General features: G+C 39.3%; 14 protein-coding genes and 1 tRNA gene. 9 read left to right on the forward strand and 6 right to left on the reverse strand.

Going from position 1 to position 19,952, the window contains the following annotated elements:
- The 3 genes from ribF to ACR2F7_RS12705 all read left to right on the forward strand — a co-directional run.
- The coding region (ribF, locus tag ACR2F7_RS12695) for a riboflavin biosynthesis protein RibF (protein WP_432713929.1) at window positions 1–664 on the forward strand (664 nt) is incomplete at its 5' end.
- Between the two features lie 103 nt (window positions 665–767).
- The gene (locus ACR2F7_RS12700) at window positions 768–2,999 is read left to right on the forward strand and encodes a cation:proton antiporter (RefSeq protein ID WP_432713930.1); all 2,232 of its coding nucleotides are present in this window, start codon (window positions 768–770) and stop codon (window positions 2,997–2,999) included.
- A 52-nt stretch (window positions 3,000–3,051) separates the two neighbouring features.
- Window positions 3,052–4,089 (forward strand): DUF2157 domain-containing protein, encoded by a 1,038-nt coding sequence (locus ACR2F7_RS12705; protein ID WP_432713931.1) that lies wholly within the window; start codon window positions 3,052–3,054, stop codon window positions 4,087–4,089.
- Window positions 4,090–4,091: 2 nt separating this feature from the next.
- On the opposite strand, the gene ACR2F7_RS12710 is transcribed toward ACR2F7_RS12705, so the two are convergent.
- Both ACR2F7_RS12710 and uvrA read right to left on the reverse strand, forming a co-directional pair.
- Window positions 4,092–4,712, reverse strand: coding sequence for a LysE family transporter (locus ACR2F7_RS12710; RefSeq protein WP_432713932.1), 621 nt, complete (start codon window positions 4,710–4,712; stop codon window positions 4,092–4,094).
- 14 nt (window positions 4,713–4,726) lie between these two features.
- Complete coding sequence (gene uvrA, locus ACR2F7_RS12715) at window positions 4,727–7,528, reverse strand: excinuclease ABC subunit UvrA (protein ID WP_432713933.1); 2,802 nt, start codon at window positions 7,526–7,528, stop codon at window positions 4,727–4,729.
- A gap of 262 nt (window positions 7,529–7,790) precedes the next feature.
- Here uvrA and ACR2F7_RS12720 point away from each other — a divergent pair, with 262 nt between their 5' ends.
- The 4 genes from ACR2F7_RS12720 to recA all read left to right on the forward strand — a co-directional run bounded on the left by ACR2F7_RS12720 (window position 7,791) and on the right by recA (window position 10,537).
- Window positions 7,791–8,366: an RNA polymerase sigma factor gene (locus tag ACR2F7_RS12720; protein WP_432713934.1), complete on the forward strand. Its 576-nt coding sequence runs from the start codon at window positions 7,791–7,793 to the stop codon at window positions 8,364–8,366.
- 89 nt (window positions 8,367–8,455) lie between these two features.
- The gene (locus ACR2F7_RS12725) at window positions 8,456–8,656 is read left to right on the forward strand and encodes a hypothetical protein (protein WP_432713935.1); all 201 of its coding nucleotides are present in this window, start codon (window positions 8,456–8,458) and stop codon (window positions 8,654–8,656) included.
- Between the two features lie 60 nt (window positions 8,657–8,716).
- Window positions 8,717–9,376, forward strand: coding sequence for an endonuclease III (gene nth / locus ACR2F7_RS12730; RefSeq protein ID WP_432713942.1), 660 nt, complete (start codon window positions 8,717–8,719; stop codon window positions 9,374–9,376).
- 141 nt (window positions 9,377–9,517) lie between these two features.
- On the forward strand, window positions 9,518–10,537 hold the full coding sequence (recA, locus tag ACR2F7_RS12735; protein WP_432713936.1) for a recombinase RecA: 1,020 nt from the start codon (window positions 9,518–9,520) through the stop codon (window positions 10,535–10,537).
- Window positions 10,538–10,817: 280 nt separating this feature from the next.
- On the opposite strand, the gene tsaD is transcribed toward recA, so the two are convergent.
- Window positions 10,818–11,819, reverse strand: a complete 1,002-nt coding sequence (gene tsaD / locus ACR2F7_RS12740; RefSeq protein ID WP_432713937.1) for a tRNA (adenosine(37)-N6)-threonylcarbamoyltransferase complex transferase subunit TsaD — start codon at window positions 11,817–11,819, stop codon at window positions 10,818–10,820.
- A gap of 116 nt (window positions 11,820–11,935) precedes the next feature.
- Here tsaD and ACR2F7_RS12745 point away from each other — a divergent pair, with 116 nt between their 5' ends.
- The gene (locus tag ACR2F7_RS12745) at window positions 11,936–16,333 is read left to right on the forward strand and encodes a translocation/assembly module TamB domain-containing protein (protein WP_432713938.1); all 4,398 of its coding nucleotides are present in this window, start codon (window positions 11,936–11,938) and stop codon (window positions 16,331–16,333) included.
- Here the strand turns inward: ACR2F7_RS12745 and ACR2F7_RS12750 are convergent.
- The 3 genes from ACR2F7_RS12750 to ACR2F7_RS12760 form a co-directional block, all read right to left on the reverse strand.
- Window positions 16,330–17,541, reverse strand: a complete 1,212-nt coding sequence (locus ACR2F7_RS12750; protein WP_432713939.1) for a bifunctional 3,4-dihydroxy-2-butanone-4-phosphate synthase/GTP cyclohydrolase II — start codon at window positions 17,539–17,541, stop codon at window positions 16,330–16,332. The genes ACR2F7_RS12745 and ACR2F7_RS12750 overlap by 4 nt on opposite strands.
- A 163-nt stretch (window positions 17,542–17,704) precedes the next feature.
- Window positions 17,705–19,135, reverse strand: coding sequence for an LptF/LptG family permease (locus tag ACR2F7_RS12755; protein WP_432713940.1), 1,431 nt, complete (start codon window positions 19,133–19,135; stop codon window positions 17,705–17,707).
- A gap of 30 nt (window positions 19,136–19,165) precedes the next feature.
- Complete coding sequence (locus ACR2F7_RS12760) at window positions 19,166–19,546, reverse strand: START-like domain-containing protein (protein WP_432713941.1); 381 nt, start codon at window positions 19,544–19,546, stop codon at window positions 19,166–19,168.
- A 103-nt stretch (window positions 19,547–19,649) separates the two neighbouring features.
- Between ACR2F7_RS12760 and ACR2F7_RS12765 the strand changes: the two genes are divergently transcribed.
- A tRNA-Met gene (locus ACR2F7_RS12765) sits at window positions 19,650–19,723 on the forward strand.
- Window positions 19,724–19,952 lie beyond the last annotated feature (229 nt).

Genomic DNA, 19,952 nt, shown 5'->3' on the forward strand with positions numbered 1-19,952 from the left:
CATTCCTTTTACGCGCGATTTCTCTAACCTCACGGCAAAAGAATATATTGAGAACGTGCTGATCAATACTTTAGGCACCAAATACATTATTGTAGGCTACGACCATCGTTTTGGCAAAGACCGACAAGGTGGAATGCCCGAGCTGGAGGAATATGCCAATGTATACGACTATAAAATAGAAGTAATCAAAGAGCAGGACATCAATGATGTGGCTGTAAGCTCTACAAAGATCAGAAAAGCCTTATTGGAAGGCGATGTTGCTCTTGCAGCAAAATTTTTAGGTTATCATTTCTCCCTGGAGGGACGTGTAGTTAAAGGGGATAAAATTGGGCGCACTATAGGTTTTCCTACAGCAAATATATTTATTGAAGAGAGTTATAAATTGATCCCTTCTGACGGCATTTATGCGGTAACCGTACAAATGGGAACAGAGGTTTATAAGGGAATGGCCTATATTGGTCAGCGCCCTACCATCAACGGCATGACCAGGAATATTGAAGTTAACATTTTTGATTTCAACAAAGAAATTTACGGTCAAACCATTAAGATGTCTTTCCTTGAATTTTTGCGTCATGATGTTAAATTCACAGGCCTCGAAGCTTTGAAAGAACAACTACAGGTAGACAAGGAAAACACCCTAAATTACTTCAAAAAAATGGCCTGATTTTAAGTTAATTCGTATATTTAACACGATATGGGTTTATTATGCTTAGCATAGCAATTCCTTTTTCTGCTATTTATCCGTTGTTAACTTCATCATCTGCTCCATGCTACACCTTCCCGTACTCATTGCTGATTTAGGTCTTATACTTGCCGCTGCCGGGGTGACTACCCTCTTATTTAAAAAAATTAAACAGCCCTTAGTCCTGGGTTATATCCTTGCAGGGCTTTTAGTAGGTCCTCATGTTCAATTTCTCCCTACCGTTACGGATAACGAGAGCATTACTATTTGGGCAGAAATAGGTGTTATCTTTTTATTGTTCAACCTGGGGCTGGAGTTCAGTTTTAAGAAACTGGTTAAAGTTGGAGGCTCCTCCTCTATCACCGCAATTGTAGAAGTTGTTTTTATGCTGCTCATAGGCTTTGCCGCAGGTAAACTGATGGGCTGGTCTACGATGGATAGCATATTTCTGGGTGGTATTCTTTCTGTTTCCTCCACGACCATTATCATTCGCGCCTTTGAAGAACTTGGCGTTAAGCATAAGAAATTTGCCGGCCTGGTATTTGGAGTCCTCATCGTTGAAGACCTTGTGGCCATTTTACTGTTGGTGTTGTTATCTACGCTTGCTGTGAGTCAGCAGTTTGCGGGTGTAGAAATGCTGGTCTCCATTTTAAAGTTATCCTTTTTCCTGATCTTATGGTTCATTGGCGGTATATTTCTAATTCCTACTTTTTTAAAGGCCACGCGTAAGTTAATGAATGATGAAACGATGCTCATCGTTTCTCTTGCCCTTTGTTTGTTAATGGTCTTGCTGGCAGTAGAAGTTGGTTTCTCTGCTGCCCTTGGTGCCTTTATCATGGGGTCTATTTTAGCAGAAACGACACAGGCAGAACGTATTGAGCACCTTACCAAGTCGGTAAAAGATCTTTTTGCGGCTATCTTCTTTGTGTCGGTGGGCATGCTTATTGATCCCAAGGTGCTTATTGACTATGCCGGCCCTATCATGATCATTACGGTGGCCACCGTGTTAGGCAAGTTTTTGAGCTCTGGCTTCGGCGCCCTTTTGTCTGGTCAACCGTTAAAAACCGCTGTTCAAACAGGCATGAGTTTAGCTCAAATTGGGGAGTTTTCCTTTATCATCGCCACGCTGGGTTTATCCTTAAAAGTAACCAGCGAATTTTTGTACCCTATTGCCGTTGCGGTTTCTGCCATCACTACTTTTACTACGCCCTACCTGATTAAATCGTCAGAACCTTTCTATAAATTTTTGGAACGTAACTTACCTGCTAAGTGGGTTGCCGGCATCAGCAGGTACAGCACCAGTACGGCGGGCATTACCACTTTAAGCGACTGGAAAGTGTTTCTCAAAGCCTATACTTTCAATATTATTATCCATAGCGTGATCCTGATCTCCATGGTGTTTTTAAGCTCCCGGGTTTTACAGCCTTTCATTGAAGATAACCTTTTAGGTGGTCATAAAGGTACTATTATTAGTTTATTAGTAACGCTGATGATCATGATGCCCTTTTTATGGGCCCTTTCATTGCGAAAACTTGAGCGCAAGGCCTATAGTAACTTGTGGCTGAATAAAAAATATACCCGTGGCCCGCTGGTGGCCCTGGAAAGTTTAAGAATCGGACTGGCCGTATTTTTTGTGGGCTTCCTCATTTTTCAATTCTACAATACTTTAGTGTCCATCAGCCTTGCGCTGGTGATGATTGTGCTGGTGATGATGATCTTTTCGCGAAGGTTGCAGGCCTTTTATAACCGACTGGAAAACCGCTTTCTGTATAACCTCAACGCCAGGGAAGAACAAAATGCACAGCCAGAAATTTTACCTTGGGATACTCACCTTGCGGAGCTTACCGTAGCCCCGGAATCAAAATTGGTAGGCCTCTCTTTGGTAGAGCTTTCCATCAGGGAGAAATTTGGGGTCAACATTGCCATGATTGAACGTGGCAAAAAAAGAATCCCTACTCCTGGCAGAGATGAAAGGCTCTATCCTTATGATAAAATATTGGTTATTGGCACCGACGACCAGTTAGCCGCTGTACAAGAATTGTTCGCAGGTCCGCAGGAAGAGGTGGAAGAATCTAACTTCCCTAAAAAAGACATGACCCTGCAGAAGGTGATTATCAACAGTAAATCGCCTGTCTATGGTTTTAGCATCCGCAATTCAGGGATACGTGAAATGACGCAGGGCTTAGTGGTGGGCATTGAAAGAAAAGGGGAACGAATTTTGAACCCTGATTCAAATCTGGTGTTTGAAAATGATGATATTGTATGGATTGTTGGAAACGTTAAAAAGATTCCTGAATTATTGAAAAAGATAGGTTAATTTTCAACACAGCTATGATTGAGAAACAGATGGTAGGCATTAATTACACTCCATGAAATTAGACCAGGAAAAAAGTGAATTTTTAGATGACATGCTTTCCCAATGGCAGGATCAAAATCTGCTGACGGAAGATGACGTAAAGCGACTGCAGGCAACTTATGAAACCAAAGCATTCGACTGGCGCCGTCTTGCGCAATATTCATTTTGGATTGCTATGGCTTGTGGGGTAATATCTTTAGGGGCTATTTTAGTCGACAAGGATATCTTGCTGTATCTGGAAAAAATATATGATACGCCAGACAGCTTGATCAGTGTTTTTTCTGCTATAGCAGCAGGTGTTTTATATTACGTGGGTTTTAAAAGAAGTAAGACCCACCAGCAGCAAATTTTCAGCAATGATGCCATCATTTTCACTGCAGTGATGCTCACGGCCAATGCCATTGCTTATTTGGGGAAATCCATAGGCAGCAACAGCTCGCATTTCTCGATCCTCATTTTATGCTCCGTCATCATTTATGGTGTGTTAGCCTTTATCTTTAAATCAAGGTTAATCTGGGCTTTTGTACTGCTCTCCCTTGGCGTTTGGTTTGGCACAGAAACAGGCTACCTTTCCCGCTGGAACTATTATTTCATGGGCCTTAACTATCCTTTGCGTTTTGTCTTTTTCGGACTTATCCTTACCGCCATTGCTTTGATTTTTAAGCATAACAAAAAATTTAGTCTCTTCTATGGCACCACTTATATTGGGGGCATGATCTATTTATTTTTATCTCTCTGGCTAATTTCCGTATTTGGCAACTATGACTCTATTGAAGAGTGGTATAAAGTAAGGCAAATAAACCTGTTTTACTGGGCCCTTCTTTCTGCCGCTGCGTGTGTAGTGAGCATTTTTGCTGGTCTTAAATACCGCGACGATGTTGCCCGTGAATTTGGCATCACCTTTTTATTTCTGAATCTTTACACCCGCTACTTTGAATATTTCTGGGACAGCTGGCATAAGGCTATCTTCTTTTGTGTACTCGCCGCTTCATTTTGGATCATCGGCAAAAGAGCCGAAAAGATCTGGAACGTAGAATTCCTGAAAAAATAAGCCTATTTAAGGTAATGAACATAGATGACCTTGCAGATATGGTAGGCCGATAAAGAGAAGAATAAAATAGCTATGCTTTTATTGATGATATAACTGCTGAGGTCGAACTTTTCTTTGACATAGCCAGCAAACAAGGCGAAACCATATAAAGCAAGTGCAGCGCCTATACCAGCACCTACACTGAATATACTTAAGGATAGGTAACCAATATCTATCCATTCATGCGAAATAAGGTAGGTACCCACAAAAAGCCAGTAAGGAACCTGCATAGGGTTTAATAGGCCTAGCAGCATCCCATATTTAATGCTGTCCTTTTTAGAATAATCGTCTTTAGGCAATTGCTTTCTTGATCTCCAGGTAATACTACCCAGAATCAGGAATAAAAAGATCATCACCACATCAATGATATTGTCGAGCTCTATGGTGAGCGACAGCCATTGCACAAAGCGCATCATGACGAAAGTAAAGAGCACCTCCACAAAGCCAAAAGCAGCAATGAAGTAGAGTGCTTGTTTAAACCCACGGTTGATGGTCAGTTGTACAACCGTGAGATTGATATTACCGGGTGGAATATAGCCTAGCGCGTTCAGAATAATCCCTAATACAAAGGTTAGAAAAAGCATGCGCGAAGATACAATTATTTCAAATGTGCCTTTAAATACTTCGCCGTATAAGAATCACTTGCCGAAACTAAGGCTTCGGGCGTACCTTCAAATACCAATTCGCCACCTTTATCGCCACCTTCAGCACCAATATCGATCACCCAATCGGCAGATTTGATCATGTCCATATTGTGTTCAATCACCAAAATAGTATTCCCTTGTTCAATTAAGGTGTTCAAGGCAACCAGCAGCTTTTTAATATCATGGAAATGCAGTCCTGTAGTAGGCTCATCAAAAATGAAAACCGTTTTATTGGCATTATTACCCTTGATGAGGAAGGAAGCTAATTTGATCCTTTGGGCTTCCCCACCAGATAAAGTGTTGGATGACTGACCTAAATGGACATAACCCAAACCTACATCAACAAGAGGCTGCAGTTTATTGAGGATTTTAGTTTCCTTATTAAAGAAGATTACCGCATCCTCAATTGTCATCTCCAGAATTTCAGAAACGTTTTTATCCTGGTAAGTAACATCAAGCACTTGCTGCTGGAATCTTTTACCACCACAAGCTTCGCAAGGCAAATAGATATCAGCCATGAATTGCATCTCGATCTTTACTTCTCCTTCACCCATACAAACATCACAACGTCCACCCTCCACATTAAAAGAGAAGGCTGAAGGTTTTAAACCTGCCGCTTTAGATGCAGGCAAGGCTGCGAATAAGGCCCTGATATCATCCCAGGCTTTTACATAGGTAACCGGGTTAGACCTTGAAGAGCGGCCTATAGGGTTCTGGTCTACCATTTCTACCTGGCTCACCATGTCAATATCCCCAAAGATGCCATCATAAGAACCTGTTTGCTCACCCGCATACTTACCTATGGCTTTCTGTAAAGCAGGATAAAGAATCTTTTTGATCAAGCTGGTTTTTCCAGATCCGGAAACACCACTCACCACCGTAAATATACCCAGAGGGAACTTTACATCTATATTTTTAAGGTTGTTTTCCCTGGCCCCTTTCAACAGGATATGATCATTCCATTTCCTTCTGCTGGCAGGCACTGCTATACTTTCCTTGCCCGACAAGTATCTACCGGTAAGGCTCTTTTTATCTTTTAAAATTTGATCGTAAGTACCACTGAACACAAGGTTTCCACCATGCGTTCCTGCTTCAGGGCCAATATCTATGATATGGTCTGCAGCTTTCATCATTTCTTCTTCATGCTCTACCACAATGACGGTATTACCTACATTTCTAAGGCGTTCTAAAACACCAATGAGCTTATGGGTATCGCGTGGGTGCAGGCCAATACTGGGTTCATCCAACACATAGATAGAGCCCACCAGGCTACTGCCCAAAGAGGTGGCCAGGTTGATTCTTTGCGATTCACCACCTGACAAGGTATTAGACAAGCGGTTTAAGGTTAAATAACCTAAACCTACATTGTTTAAAAAGTCTACACGATTAGACACCTCCGCCAGTAAACGTTTGGCGATTTTCTTGTCGTTTTCTGAAAGACTCAGGTTTTCAAAGAAGCCCGCAATGGTAGATAGCGGCATCAGCACAAAGTCTATAATAGATTTATCGGCGATCTTTACATAAGAAGCATCCTTGCGTAGACGTGAGCCCTTACAATCAGGACAAATGGTTTTGCCACGGTAACGCGAAAGCATTACCCTGTATTGAATTTTATAAGTCTGCGTTTCAAGGTCTTTAAAAAAGGCATCCAGGCCTTCAAAATATTTATTGCCGGTCCACAGCAAACGCTGTTGTTTTTCTGTTAATTCATGAAAAGGCCTGTGGATAGGGAAATCAAACTTATCAGCACTTTTGATGAGCTTGTTAAGCCATTCGCGCATTTTCTCGCCACGCCATGGGGCGATGGCATTATCGTACACACTTTTACTTTTATCAGGAATAACGAGGTCTTCATCAATACCGATTACATTACCATAACCTTCGCATCTTTTACAAGCCCCATAAGGGTTGTTGAAACTGAAAAAGTTGGGCGTAGGTTCTTCAAACTTCAGCTCATCCAACTCAAAGCGATCACAAAAATGAGCAGTAGATCCATCATTTTCGACATAGCAGTCGCCCTTACCTTCAAAAAATGCGGTTTGTACAGAATCTGCAGTCCTGCTGAGGGTTTCTTCCTCCTCATTCCACACGATGCGGTCAATCAATATCCTTACCGTTGTTTCATCGGCAAGTTCCACATCTTTAAAATCAGGATCCTCAAGGATGGCTTCAATTTTACTAATTTTTCCTTCATATAAAACCCTTAAAAAGCCCTTTTGAAGTAAAATGGCAAGTTCTTCTTTTATGGTTCTGTTGTTATGTGGAAAAAGGGGGCAGTAAATGGTAACGGTACTATCCGGGGGAAGTTGACTGATATAATCTACGACCGAAGCAACGGTATCCTTTTTAACAATATTGCCAGATATAGGTGAATAAGTTTTGCCAATTCTGGAGAAGAGTAGTTTAAGGTAATCATAAACTTCAGTAGAAGTACCAACTGTAGAGCGGGGATTAGAGGTGATCACCTTTTGTTCGATGGCAATTGCAGGAGCTATACCTTTAATATAATCAACATCAGGTTTGTTCATTCTCCCCATAAACTGACGCGCATAAGAGGAAAGACTTTCTACGTACCTGCGTTGTCCTTCAGCATATAAGGTGTCAAATGCCAGGGAAGATTTCCCCGATCCTGACATCCCTGTAATAACCACCAATTTATTTTTCGGAATAGCTACATCAATATTTTTAAGATTGTGTACTCTGGCACCTTTTATGATGATATTCTTATGTGGATCTTTCTCTGTTTCCTTACTCATTACTTTTGGATAGAATTGCAAATATACCATGAATTAAATAGACATGGTATTTTCCGGGAACGTAAAATTAACGCGTTCAGCAGGCTTTTATAATATTTTAACATTTTTATTATTGTATTCTAATAAAAAAATGCTTCTTTTGAAAGAATTAACAACAACAATTGATCCATCACTTCATTAAACTTACATAGGAGAACCGCTATCGAATAAAAAACTACTAAATATTTTAAAGCAAACAGCGAGATTTAGTATGAATACTCCTATGAATTTACAATTAAATAGTGATCAGGAATTGGTGAAGTTTTACCTTAATGGAGATGAATCTGTTTTGGAAGAACTTCTTCGAAGACATAAATCCAAAATATATACTTCCATTTATTTATTGGTAAAAGACCAGTATCTGGCTGAAGATATATTTCAGGAGGCATTCATTAAAGTTATCAACACCTTAAGATCAGGAAGATATAACGAAGAAGGTAAATTTTTACCATGGGTAATGCGGATTGCGCATAACCTGGTGATTGACTTCTTCAGAAGGGAGAAACGCGGCCCCGTAATTACGAGCTCTGACGATACGGACATCCTTAACATGCTTCAGATTCATGAAGAAAGTGCCGAAGACAAATTACTCAAAGAACAAACCTATACAGATTTACGGCAGATGATACATTTGCTTCCTGATGAACAAAAGGAAGTGTTGATTATGCGCCATTATGCAGACCTGAGTTTTAAGGAAATTGCAGACCTCACGGATGTGAGCATTAACACCGCTTTAGGCAGAATGAGATATGCCTTGAGCAACTTACGAAGGATGATGAAAGTGAAGGAAGTGAGCTAATTTTAAGAACGAAAATAGTTTTTTGATAATTGTTGTTTAGGTTAAAATAAATAGTAAAGTACTGCGTTTAATAGATAAAACAAATCAGTATGATGCTTATGGTAACAACCTCTACTTCAACCTACAACACCCATCACTTTCAACCGAACACTGAGCAGCTGAATGCTGACTTGTTTGACGAAATTGATCCTTTCTTTTACGAAAACATAAAGAAAGAGTTAGACATGCTTGTTAAAGAACCAAGTGATGAGTTGATTAACAAGATTTTAGCCTATTCAAAATTAAAGTAATTGATGAAGCTGCCCCTAAAGGGCAGCTTTTTTTTAGACCTGTATGCTGTATATTTGCAGATGCTCAAAAAAGAACGTTACCGGCAATTTGTTGCACATTTCTCTGCCAGGCAACCTGATGCTGAAACAGAATTGATCTACCACAACCCTTTTCAGTTGTTAATTGCGGTCATCTTATCTGCGCAATGCACAGATAAAAGAATAAATATGGTTACCCCTGCCCTGTTCCAACGCTTTCCTACACCTACAGCGCTTGCTGAAGTAAGTGCCGATGAAGTGTTTGACTATATCAGGTCCATCAGCTATCCTAATAACAAAGCTAAACACCTGGTGGGGATGGCAAATATGCTGGTAAAAGATTTTAACAGTGAGGTGCCATCAGACATTAATGATTTACAGAAATTACCCGGTGTAGGCAGAAAAACTGCCAATGTTATTGCCTCGGTCATTTATAATGCGCCAGCAATGGCTGTTGATACACATGTTTTCCGTGTAGCACGGCGGATTGGTTTAACCACTGGAAAAACGCCACTGGCAGTAGAACTTGACCTGGTGAGAAATTTGCCACAACACACCATCCATATTGCACACCACTGGCTGATTTTACATGGCCGCTATGTTTGTGTGGCCCGTTCGCCTAAATGCAGTATATGTGAGCTTACGTCCATCTGCAAATATTATGAACGACAATTTAAAACTAATAATGTTAGTGAATCATAAATAATTAAATATTAAATTGTGTCCTGGCTTTTTTATAACCAAATATATCCTTACTTTTGCTAAAATAGTTAGTACCTATATTGAATTAGATAGTTATTATAAAAAATAGATATTTTATATTTACGAACAAAATTTCATAAAATGAACCCAAACGCAGACAAATTAAAAGCATTACAGCTTACGCTTGATAAATTAGAAAAATCTTACGGGAAAGGTGCCGTAATGAAATTAGGTGATAAAGCCATTGAAGCGATTGAATCCATTTCAACCGGTTCCATTGGTTTAGATATCGCTTTAGGCATTGGGGGAGTTCCTAAAGGCCGTGTGATAGAAATTTACGGACCAGAATCTTCTGGTAAAACAACCTTAGCCACACATATTATTGCTGAAGCACAAAAAGCAGGTGGTGTTGCCGCCTTTATTGATGCAGAACATGCATTTGATAAGTTTTACGCTAAAAAATTAGGCGTTGATGTAGAGAACCTGTTGATTTCACAACCAGACAATGGTGAGCAAGCTTTAGAGATTGCAGACAACCTTATTCGTTCAGGAGCTATTGACGTAATTGTGATTGACTCAGTAGCTGCCCTGGTACCAAAAGCGGAGATTGAAGGTGAAATGGGAGAATCAAAAATGGGCTTACAGGCCAGGTTGATGTCTCAGGCTTTACGTAAATTGACGGGTACGATTTCAAAAACTGGCTGTTGCTGTATCTTCATCAACCAATTACGTGAAAAAATTGGTGTGATGTTTGGAAATCCTGAAACCACTACTGGTGGTAATGCCTTAAAGTTTTATGCTTCTGTAAGGTTAGATATCCGCAGAACATCACAAATTAAAGATTCTGATGAAGTTTCTGGTAACAGAATTAAAGTTAAAATCGTTAAAAATAAAGTGGCACCACCTTTCCGAATTGCTGAGTTTGACATTATGTTTAACCAGGGAATTTCTAAAGTAGGTGAGATCATTGACATCGGTGTTGATTTTAACATCATCAAAAAAGCAGGATCATGGTTTTCTTATGGAGAGACCAAATTAGGTCAGGGAAGAGATGCCGTTAAACAATTACTTTTAGACAATCCAGAATTGGCAGACGAAATTGAAGCTAAAATCAGAGCTGAAGTATCCGGTGAGAAATTAGAAGAGAAAGTAGCATTATAAGGTTTAATACCTAAGAAGCCTGTTACTTGTTGAAAGTAACAGGCTTTTTTATGCCCTATTAATAAAGCTGCTGAGCTGGCTTAAGGTTGAGGAGCCATAAATTTGGCATCCACATAAATGGCAACAAGGATACCTGCGAGGATTGCGGCGATTAAAATAGCCAGACCGAGGTAATTTTTTCTTTTATCTTGTTTCATTAACCAAATCATAAAGATGGTAAAAGGCACAAGGATTAACCCTATAAAAAGCAAACTCATTGAATTCATATCGCAATGGATTATTAAAATATCATTCTTGCTGCAGGAGAAACATCCTGACCAACAAAATCTTTAACTAAGTATTTATGGTAACCGGCAATGGCAATCATGGCCGCATTGTCTGTGCAATATTCAAAAGCAGGTATAAAGACATTCCAGTTCATTTCTTGCGCAAGGGCTTGTAAACCATTTCTTAAACCTGAATTGGCAGACACACCACCCGCAATGGCTACATCTTTAATGCCATGTTCTTTAGCTGCCTTTTTGAGTTTGTTCAGCAAGATCTGCACAATGCTATGCTGTACAGAAGCACAGATATCATCTAAATGCTGCTCAATAAAATCTGGATTTAATTTCTCCTGGTTTCGTATAAAATACAGGACAGCAGTTTTGAAACCACTGAAACTAAAATTCAAATCCTTTATTTGTGGCTCGGGAAATTTATATGCCAAAGGATTCCCGTTTTTAGCATGTTTATCAATTAAAGGACCTCCCGGATAAGGAAGCTTTAAAATCTTGGCCGTTTTATCAAAGGCCTCCCCTGCGGCATCATCCAATGTTTCACCAATAATTTCCATGGAATCATAAGCTTTAACCAGCACTATTTGCGTATGTCCACCGGACACCGTTAAGCATAAAAAAGGAAACTGTGGTTTGGGATCATCAATAAAATGCGCTAGTATGTGCGCGTGCATATGATTTACCGAAATTAATGGCACCTCTAAAGCCAGGGCAAATGCCTTTGCAAAAGATACACCCACCAATAAAGAACCTAATAAGCCCGGTCCACGGGTAAATGCTACTGCGGTAACATCTTTTTTACTAACTTTAGCGTCAGTGAGTGCCTGATGAATAACTGGAACAATATTTTGTTGATGTACCCGCGAGGCTAACTCTGGAATTACACCACCATAATTTTCATGAATAGTTTGGTTTGCTATAACATTGGCTGTAATTTTGCCGTTGTTACAAATAGCAACTGAAGTTTCATCACACGAGGATTCGATAGCAAGTATTACAGACACGTTTATATTATTTAAGCTACAAAAATATCAAAAAACTATTACAAATACTCCTTTGGTCTGTTGCATCAATTCTATTGTTGCTTTGCATTCTTTTATTTGCGCTTCAATTCAAGCCTGTGCAGACCTATGTAGCAAAAAAAGCGGCTTCTTATTTATCTAAAGAACTTCACACAACAGTATCCCTCAGCGGGATTTACATCAAACCTTTTAAATCTCTTGTCATAGAAGACTTGTTGATTTTAGATCAACAAAAAGACACTTTACTGCACACGCCGAAATTTTTAGTAGACCTTAACCAGTTTAACTTAAAAAAACGCATAATTGATGTGAGTAGTATACAAGTTAACAACGGCTTGTTTTTTTTAAAGTCTTATAAAAACGGCAACACCAATTTAGATTTTATCATTGCTTATTTCGCTTCAGGTGCAGAACCTGAGGTTAAGAAAGAAGGTAAACCTTTTGAGCTTACTTTTCGAACCATCATTGTCAATAACCTTCAGTTTAAATATAAAAACCTTAAAGTAGACACCGTGATTAAGGGGGTGAACTTTGATGACATCCACCTTACAGGGTTCAATGGCATATTTGAAGGACTGAATACGACCAAACATTTGTTGCAGACGAATGTCAAAAACCTGGCCTTTAAAGAAAAGAGTGGTTTCCAGCTGAAAAACCTGACTGCGCTGACCACTGTAGACACGAACCAGATAGAATTAAAAAACCTCTTACTGGTTACCAACCAAAGTCGTTTAAAGGATTATTACCAGATGACCTTTGCTAAGTTTGCAGACTTCAAAGATTATTTCCATAAGGTGCGCATGAAGGCCAATTTTAAAGAAAGTCACCTTGATTCTAAAGATATTGCCTATTTCACTTCTGCCCTACAGCAAATGAATTTAAACATTGATGTAGATGGGCAAATTAGCGGTTTTGTGAATGACCTTAAGGCTAAACAGCTTTCGCTTAAAGCAGGTAAAGCAACCTATATTAAAGGTGACTTTATAGTAAAAGGTCTTCCTGTATGGAGAGAAACCTTTATGGACCTGAAGATTGATATGGCAGGATCTAATAAAAAAGATTTGGATGAGTTGTTGAGCAATACCATGGGGAAAAAGATGAAAAGCATTCCCCTGATTGTTAACAAATTTGGGAACTTTAATTTTAACGGAACATTTACAGGTTTTCAAAATGACTTTATTGCCTTTGGTGAGTTTAAGACTAAACTGGGCAGGGTGGTTTCTGACGTGAACATGAAAATCGATAAGGCAGGCATTCCCTCCTATTCGGGTAATGTAAAAACATACGACTTTAATATCGGTCAGCTGCTGGATGAGCAATTATTGGGTAAGGTAACCTCTGCGGTAAAAATTAAAGGCCGTGGTATAGAAATTAAAAACCTGACTGAAAATATTGATGGGAATATCCAATACATAGATTTCAAGGCTTACCGCTATAGAAATGTTAAAATTAATGGAATTTTCGACAAGAAGCTCTTTGATGGGAGTTTAAAGATCAACGACAAAAATGTACAGTTAGAATTTAACGGGGGTGTGAACCTTAATCCTGCACTACCGGTATTTAATTTCAATGCGACTATAAAAAATGCAAGGTTAAAAACATTGCACCTGTATAAGGATTCAATGGTGGTTAATGCGAACTTTAACACCAATTTCTCTGGTAATAACTTAAACAATATCCAAGGCAAGTTAGCGCTGCTCAACATCCAACTGCGAAACCCTAAAGGTAGTTATGCCATTGACTCTGTGCAGCTACACGCAAAAGGAATTGGTAAAGAAAGAACCTTAACGGTACAGTCTGATGTGTTGGATGCCAGTATTACGGGGGAGTATGATTTAAATACATTACCAGCCTATTACACGGCATTGGCCAAAACCTATATTCCATCCATAAAAACCGGATCTAAACGTTACGGCACACAGGATTTTGAGTTTAACCTAAAGATAAAAAGATTCGAGCCTATATCAGAACTGGTCGCACCGGGATTGGACATTGAAGATGAAGCCATCTTAATCGGTGACTTTGATTCCAGGAACAGGATAGCGACGTTAAACGGTTATGTAAAAAAACTAACTTATAAAGGGGTTACCATTAACAACATCATTATTGATGAAAATACAACTGATAACCAACTGCAGACCATTATTACATCGGACAGGGTTGATCTGAACGACAGCCTTTTCATTAAAAACATCAATATTTCGAACATCATCAGAAATGACAGTTTGATGCTTAACGTTAAACTTTCTGATGCTGATGATATTAACCAGCTGGATTTAAACGGTCTGGTAGAATTTGCCACCAATAATACGGCAAGAATCAGTATTCTTCCCTCCTTGTTAACCATCAACAGGGAAGAATGGAAAATACAGGAGAAGGTTGAAATTAATTTTAAAGATGGCAAAACTGAAATCAATAACTTTGATTTGAGTAACGGCAATCAGCTGCTCACCATTGATGGTTTAATTTCCAACGATCCGGCCGACTTGTTGCAGGTAGGCTTTAAAGACTTTCAGTTAAAAACCCTCAATCCCTTTGTAAGAGGCTTCGGTGTTAAGCTTGGGGGAACCTTAAATGGACAAACGGGAATTTACAGCATCATGAAATCGGTGAGGATTGCAGATGACATCAAAATTGATTCCTTGAATTTCAATGATACCTATATAGGTACGCTAACCGATACCTCTTCTTATGACAGGTTAAACAACAAGGCCCATGTCTATACCCGCATTCTTGCTGGTAACCAGGAAACCTTAAAAATAGACGGCGAGTTAGACCTTAAGGAAAAACTCATCGACGTAACAGTTAAATTAGACGATAGTGAACTTGCTATTTTAGAACCTTTTGTTAAACAGCTGGTGAGTGGCCTAAAGGGCAAGGTGAGTTCAGATTTACGCATCAATGGACCATTGTCTAAACCAGAAATCAATGGAAGTTTAGCCCTTGATAAAGCACAGCTGACGGTTAACTACCTGAAAACAACCTATATCATTACTGACGAGGTAGCAGTAAATCATAATGTGATCAGCATTGATGATTTAAAATTGCAGGATACAGATGGCAATATTGCAACAGGTAACGGGAAGGTGGATTTAAACAACCTCAGTACCCCTTACCTTGACATTGTAGTGAATGCCCTTGATTTTATGGCACTGAATACAACCGCTAAGGATAACCCACTGTATTTCGGGCAGGCGTATGCAACAGGAACCTTCATCTTTAAAGGGCCTACCAACAAAATGTTTATCGGTATAGATGCCAAAACCGAAAAAGGAACGGTGTTTAATTTACCTTTGAACAGCTCAGAAACAGTAACGAGCAAAGACTTCATTACTTTTGTGAGTAAAGACACCACGGAAGTAGTGAAAAGGCAGACAAGCTTTGATGGTTTGACCATGAGCTTTAAACTTTTAGTGGATGCCAACAGCACGGCTAATATTTTTACAACGCTGGGTAAACTCAGCGGAAAAGGGAGTGGAAATTTAAACCTGGAAATCAACAGTCTTGGCGACTTTGAGATGATCGGGGATTACATCATTGAGTCGGGAAGTTTTGATTTTACAGCGCAGGAGGTGATCAATAAGAAATTTACCATCCGCCAGGGAGGGAGTATCCGCTGGACGGGCAACCCAACCGCAGCACAAATACAGTTGAAAGCCATTTATTCTTTAAGGGCAAATCTTGATGATCTTTTTGCAGCAGCCAATCGTGAAACCACCAACAATTCCAATGAAAGGGTATTGACAGAGGTGGAGATGGGCCTTACTGGCTTATTGTTAAAACCAGATATTAAATTAGACATTTTCTTCCCGTCAAATCCGGCTATTAAGGATGACATGCAGGCCTATTTCAATGACCCCAACAATTTAAACCTGCAGGCTTTCAGCTTAATTATCCGCCGCAGCTTTGCGCCAGGAAATGGTAAGGAAGATTTAGGACAGCAGCTAACCTCCGGGGTTACCAGTACCGCAACAGAACTATTGTTTAACCAGTTTAACAATGTGCTCTCCTCCCTTAACCTTGATTTTGTGGATATCAACATCCGATCTTTCAGTGAGGCAAATGCTTCATTTAAATTTTTCAACGACCGGGTGGTGTTGAATGCAGGAATCGTAGACAAGAAAAGTACGAATGATTTATCGCCAATAGGCTTCTCTAAGAACAATGTAGGTGGCGAAGTTGAGCTCTTAGCCTTGATTAAAAAAGATGGCACATTAGTAGGTAAACTAGCAAATAAGCCACCTACACAACAAAGTATTTTTATCAATTCGGGTATCAACCAAAATAACAATGTGACTTCTATAGGATTGATTTATACCCAGCAGTTTGACAACTTCAGAGAGTTGCTTCAAAAGATTAGCGGACAATATCGCAGGAAGCTGAAAAAGAAACAGGAGGCCGAAGAGGCAAAAAAAGAAGCTGAAAAATTAAAACAGCTTCCGGTGAAAGAAGCTGTTTTAACAGAAAAAAAGAATGGCAAGAAAAAAGGTGTTTAGCCTTTCATAATCTGGTGACCCATTTTATCTCTTTTTGTTCTCAAGTATGATTCGTTATGAATGTTGCTTTCTATTTCGATAGCAATGTTTTCTACAATCTCTAAGCCGTATCCAATTAAGCCGGCTCTTTTAGTAGGGTTGTTAGACATTAGCCTCATTTTGGTAACGCCCTGTGCTCTTAATATCTGTGCACCTACCCCGTAATCTCTTTCATCACCTTTAAAACCCAGTTTGATATTCGCTTCCACGGTATCAAAACCAGCATCCTGAAGGTTGTAAGAACGCAGTTTATTAACAAGGCCAATACCCCTACCTTCCTGGTTCATATAAACCACGATGCCTTTACCTTCTTTTTGGATCATCTCTAAAGCTTTATGTAACTGCGGACCGCAATCACACCTGCAAGAGCCAAATATATCGCCGGTAACACAAGAACTATGTACACGTGCCATTACAGGCTCGTCTTCAGTCCACTCGCCCTTGCTGATCGCTAAATGCGTAGCCTGGTTGTCGAGTTGTGTATAAGCCGTCATTTTAAAATCGCCAAACTGTGTAGGCAAATTAATGGTTACTTCTTCTTTAATTAAACTCTCTTTGCTTAATCTGTAAGCAATAAGGTCTTTGATAGAAATGATTTTAAGCTGGTGTTGTGCAGCAATTTTGATCAAATCGGGTAAACGTGCCATTTCACCATCATCCTTCATGATTTCTACCAAAACACCTGCTGGTGCTAAACCTGCAAGCCTTGCTAAATCTACACTGGCTTCGGTGTGACCAGAACGTCTGAGTACACCACCATGTTTAGCTCTTAATGGAAAAATATGACCTGGTCTGCCTAATTCTGCAGGGTCTGTTTTAGGATTAACTAAAGCCTGGATAGTTTTAGCTCTATCAGTAGCGGATATACCGGTAGTACAGCCATGACCCACTAAATCTACAGAAACGGTGAAATTAGTCTCATAAGCGGCGGTATTTTTACCGACCATGAGCTCTAATTCTAATTCATCGCAACGCTCTTCTGTTAGCGGAACACAGATTAGGCCGCGGCCATACGTTGCCATGAAATTTACAAGTTCGGGGGTTATATTCTCTGCTGCAGTGACAAAATCTCCCTCATTTTCGCGATCTTCATCATCAACTACAATAATAAGCTTACCAGCTTTTATATCTACAATAGCTTCTTCTATTGTGTTTAATTTAATTTCCATTTTTAGAATTTCTTGTCCTTCAGTCTATGTTTATTTGAACCGAAGAATACATATACAAAGTTACAACCTTGAACGTTAATTTTAGGTTTAAAATATCATTAACAGGTAATCATATTGCGCATAACAATTATTTGTTACCATTAGGAAATATCGAGGCTGCTTGTTACAGCTTCGTTTTCTTTTTAAAGAGATTGATGAACCAGGATTTATAACTTGAAATATCAAAGAGTGCAGAATCTACTGTGGCTTTATAGGTAAGAAAAGCCCCCACAGGACTTAAAATAATGATGGCCATCCAGATGCCCAGCGCCGGACTGACACTGCCTTGTATAGCTGATTTTTCAGCTACGGTGGAGATGATATGGTAAATTAAAAAGAAAGCCACGGCCATAACTACAGGCAAGCCTAAACCCCCTTTTCTAATAATAGCGCCCAGTGGTGCACCTATAAAAAACAGGAGCAAACAAGATGCTGCTAAAGTGAACTTCCTTTGGTATTCCAGCTTAATTTTAATCAGGTTTCTCACCACATCGTTGTGTTCTAAAACCTTGCCGGCAACAGCCTGTTGAATGGAAGTAGCCTGATCAGACGCCGCCTGCAAGATGTTGAGTTGTTGATCTTTGGGGATCTCTTTAATGATATCACCTTTAATCACTTTCTCAGGTACTTTTATTTTGCTATATCCTTTTGTGATATTGTTCTGTTTATAATAGCTGCCCACACTTAATTTAGCTAGTCGGTCAATACTATCGACTACCTTAGTCATGGAATCTCCTTTTTTCTCCAGTCCCTTAAGGTTCAGCATTTGGGTATTAGAACGGAAACTATTTTCGTCCGTGCGGTTCATTTTGAAACTTGAAAAGTCAAACTTTTGTTCCGTCTCTTTAAATCGCATGCGGTAAAGTTCCTGCCTTGGGTTATAGTAAGAGTTTTTGCCTGAAGATTCTTCATACCTTACGCCTTCATTGAGTTTAAGTACAAGGTACCTGTCGTCGCTGGTTTTATACATTTTGCCATCTTTGGCCATGATAATTTTAGCAATGCTGTTGGTACCGGTATGGTCGTAGATCATAATTCCTTCAAGAGAAATTCCATCTTCACCCTTTTTGTCTACTCTAATAGAATAGCCAGGAATACTGTTGTTAAATACGCCTTCTTTAATCAGAAAGGATAACTTTTTATTGCGCACATCCCATAACAAGGAGCCAAATTTAAGGTTGGCTTTGGGCAGCATATAATCTGAAAACAAAAAGGAGCTGAATGCCAGCAATAAGATCACGATAAAAAGTGGCCTCATAGCCCTTTGTAAGGATACGCCAGCCGATTTGATGGCAACAAGCTCATAGTTTTCCCCCAGGCTTCCAAAGGTCATGATGGAAGACAGCAAGATGGACAGCGGCAGTGCCATGGATACATTAGCTGCTGAGGCATACATCATCAATTCGAGAATGACATACCATTCGAAGCCCTTTCCTATTAAGTCATCTACATATTTAAAGAGGAAGAACATCAGCAAGATAAACATCACAATAAAAAATGTGGCGATAAATGGCTTAATGAACGCTTTGACCAGAAGTAAGTGAATCTTTTTCAATATACAAATGTAGTCAATGGCAAGGAATAATTATCCTCCAATTACACTTAGCAAGTAGTTGATTTGATTGTCCCAGATAGAGGTGCGTTCTGCAAGGGTATCTTCGGTAGCAAAGTCGGTAATGCTCAAAGCTACGTCATTGGTTAATTCGTCCTGAACGATTTCCATTTCAAAATAACAATGAGGATCATCATCAAGCCACTTAAATTTGACCATTTTATTTTCTTTCATGCTCAGCAACTTTGCTTTTTGCACTTCGTCATCCCATTTAAAGGTAAACACCTGGTCACGGAAAACTACATCATCTGCAAACCACTGTGACAAGCCATTAGGTTCGCTAATGAAGCTAAACAAAATACGTGGGGAAGATTTTAATTCGTATTCTAACGTAAACTTTTTCTTTTCTGACATCTGCTAAACCCTTATATTTTGAATTATTTTTATTTTTTTTTCATTTATTCCTAAAGAAAGGGAATTTTTTCTATATTTGCAACTCTTAAAAAAAGAAGATTATGGCGGGGTAGCTCAGATGGTTAGAGCGCAGGATTCATAACCCTGAGGTCGGCAGTTCGATTCTGCTCCCCGCTACTAAAAACAGGAAAATGATGTCTCATCAATTCCTGTTTTTTTTTGCCCTTAACTTCCTGTTTTTCAGGGGCATTTATTTATTGACGATCATATATTGATGCCAAATATCCTTAATGAGCTCTCTTGCTTACTTACTTTCTTATAAGAGATATACTTTTATGAAAATGAAAAACCCCTATAAAATGAGGTTACGATTTTATTTAATGATAACTTTTTATCCTTTCAAATT

The organism is Pedobacter sp. (assembly GCF_045628745.1).
Taxonomy (GTDB): domain Bacteria; phylum Bacteroidota; class Bacteroidia; order Sphingobacteriales; family Sphingobacteriaceae; genus Pedobacter.

Excerpts from the sequence above, each read along its gene's own strand:
- ACR2F7_RS12700 (WP_432713930.1), top strand. The coding sequence starts at position 768 with ATGCTACACCTTCCCGTACTCATTGCTGATTTAGGTCTTATACTTGCC.
- ACR2F7_RS12705 (WP_432713931.1), top strand. The coding sequence starts at position 3,052 with ATGAAATTAGACCAGGAAAAAAGTGAATTTTTAGATGACATGCTTTCC.
- ACR2F7_RS12710 (WP_432713932.1), bottom strand. The coding sequence starts at position 4,712 with ATGCTTTTTCTAACCTTTGTATTAGGGATTATTCTGAACGCGCTAGGC.
- uvrA (WP_432713933.1), bottom strand. The coding sequence starts at position 7,528 with ATGAGTAAGGAAACAGAGAAAGATCCACATAAGAATATCATCATAAAA.
- ACR2F7_RS12720 (WP_432713934.1), top strand. The coding sequence starts at position 7,791 with ATGAATTTACAATTAAATAGTGATCAGGAATTGGTGAAGTTTTACCTT.
- ACR2F7_RS12725 (WP_432713935.1), top strand. The coding sequence starts at position 8,456 with ATGATGCTTATGGTAACAACCTCTACTTCAACCTACAACACCCATCAC.
- nth (WP_432713942.1), top strand. The coding sequence starts at position 8,717 with ATGCTCAAAAAAGAACGTTACCGGCAATTTGTTGCACATTTCTCTGCC.
- recA (WP_432713936.1), top strand. The coding sequence starts at position 9,518 with ATGAACCCAAACGCAGACAAATTAAAAGCATTACAGCTTACGCTTGAT.
- ACR2F7_RS12750 (WP_432713939.1), bottom strand. The coding sequence starts at position 17,541 with ATGGAAATTAAATTAAACACAATAGAAGAAGCTATTGTAGATATAAAA.
- ACR2F7_RS12760 (WP_432713941.1), bottom strand. The coding sequence starts at position 19,546 with ATGTCAGAAAAGAAAAAGTTTACGTTAGAATACGAATTAAAATCTTCC.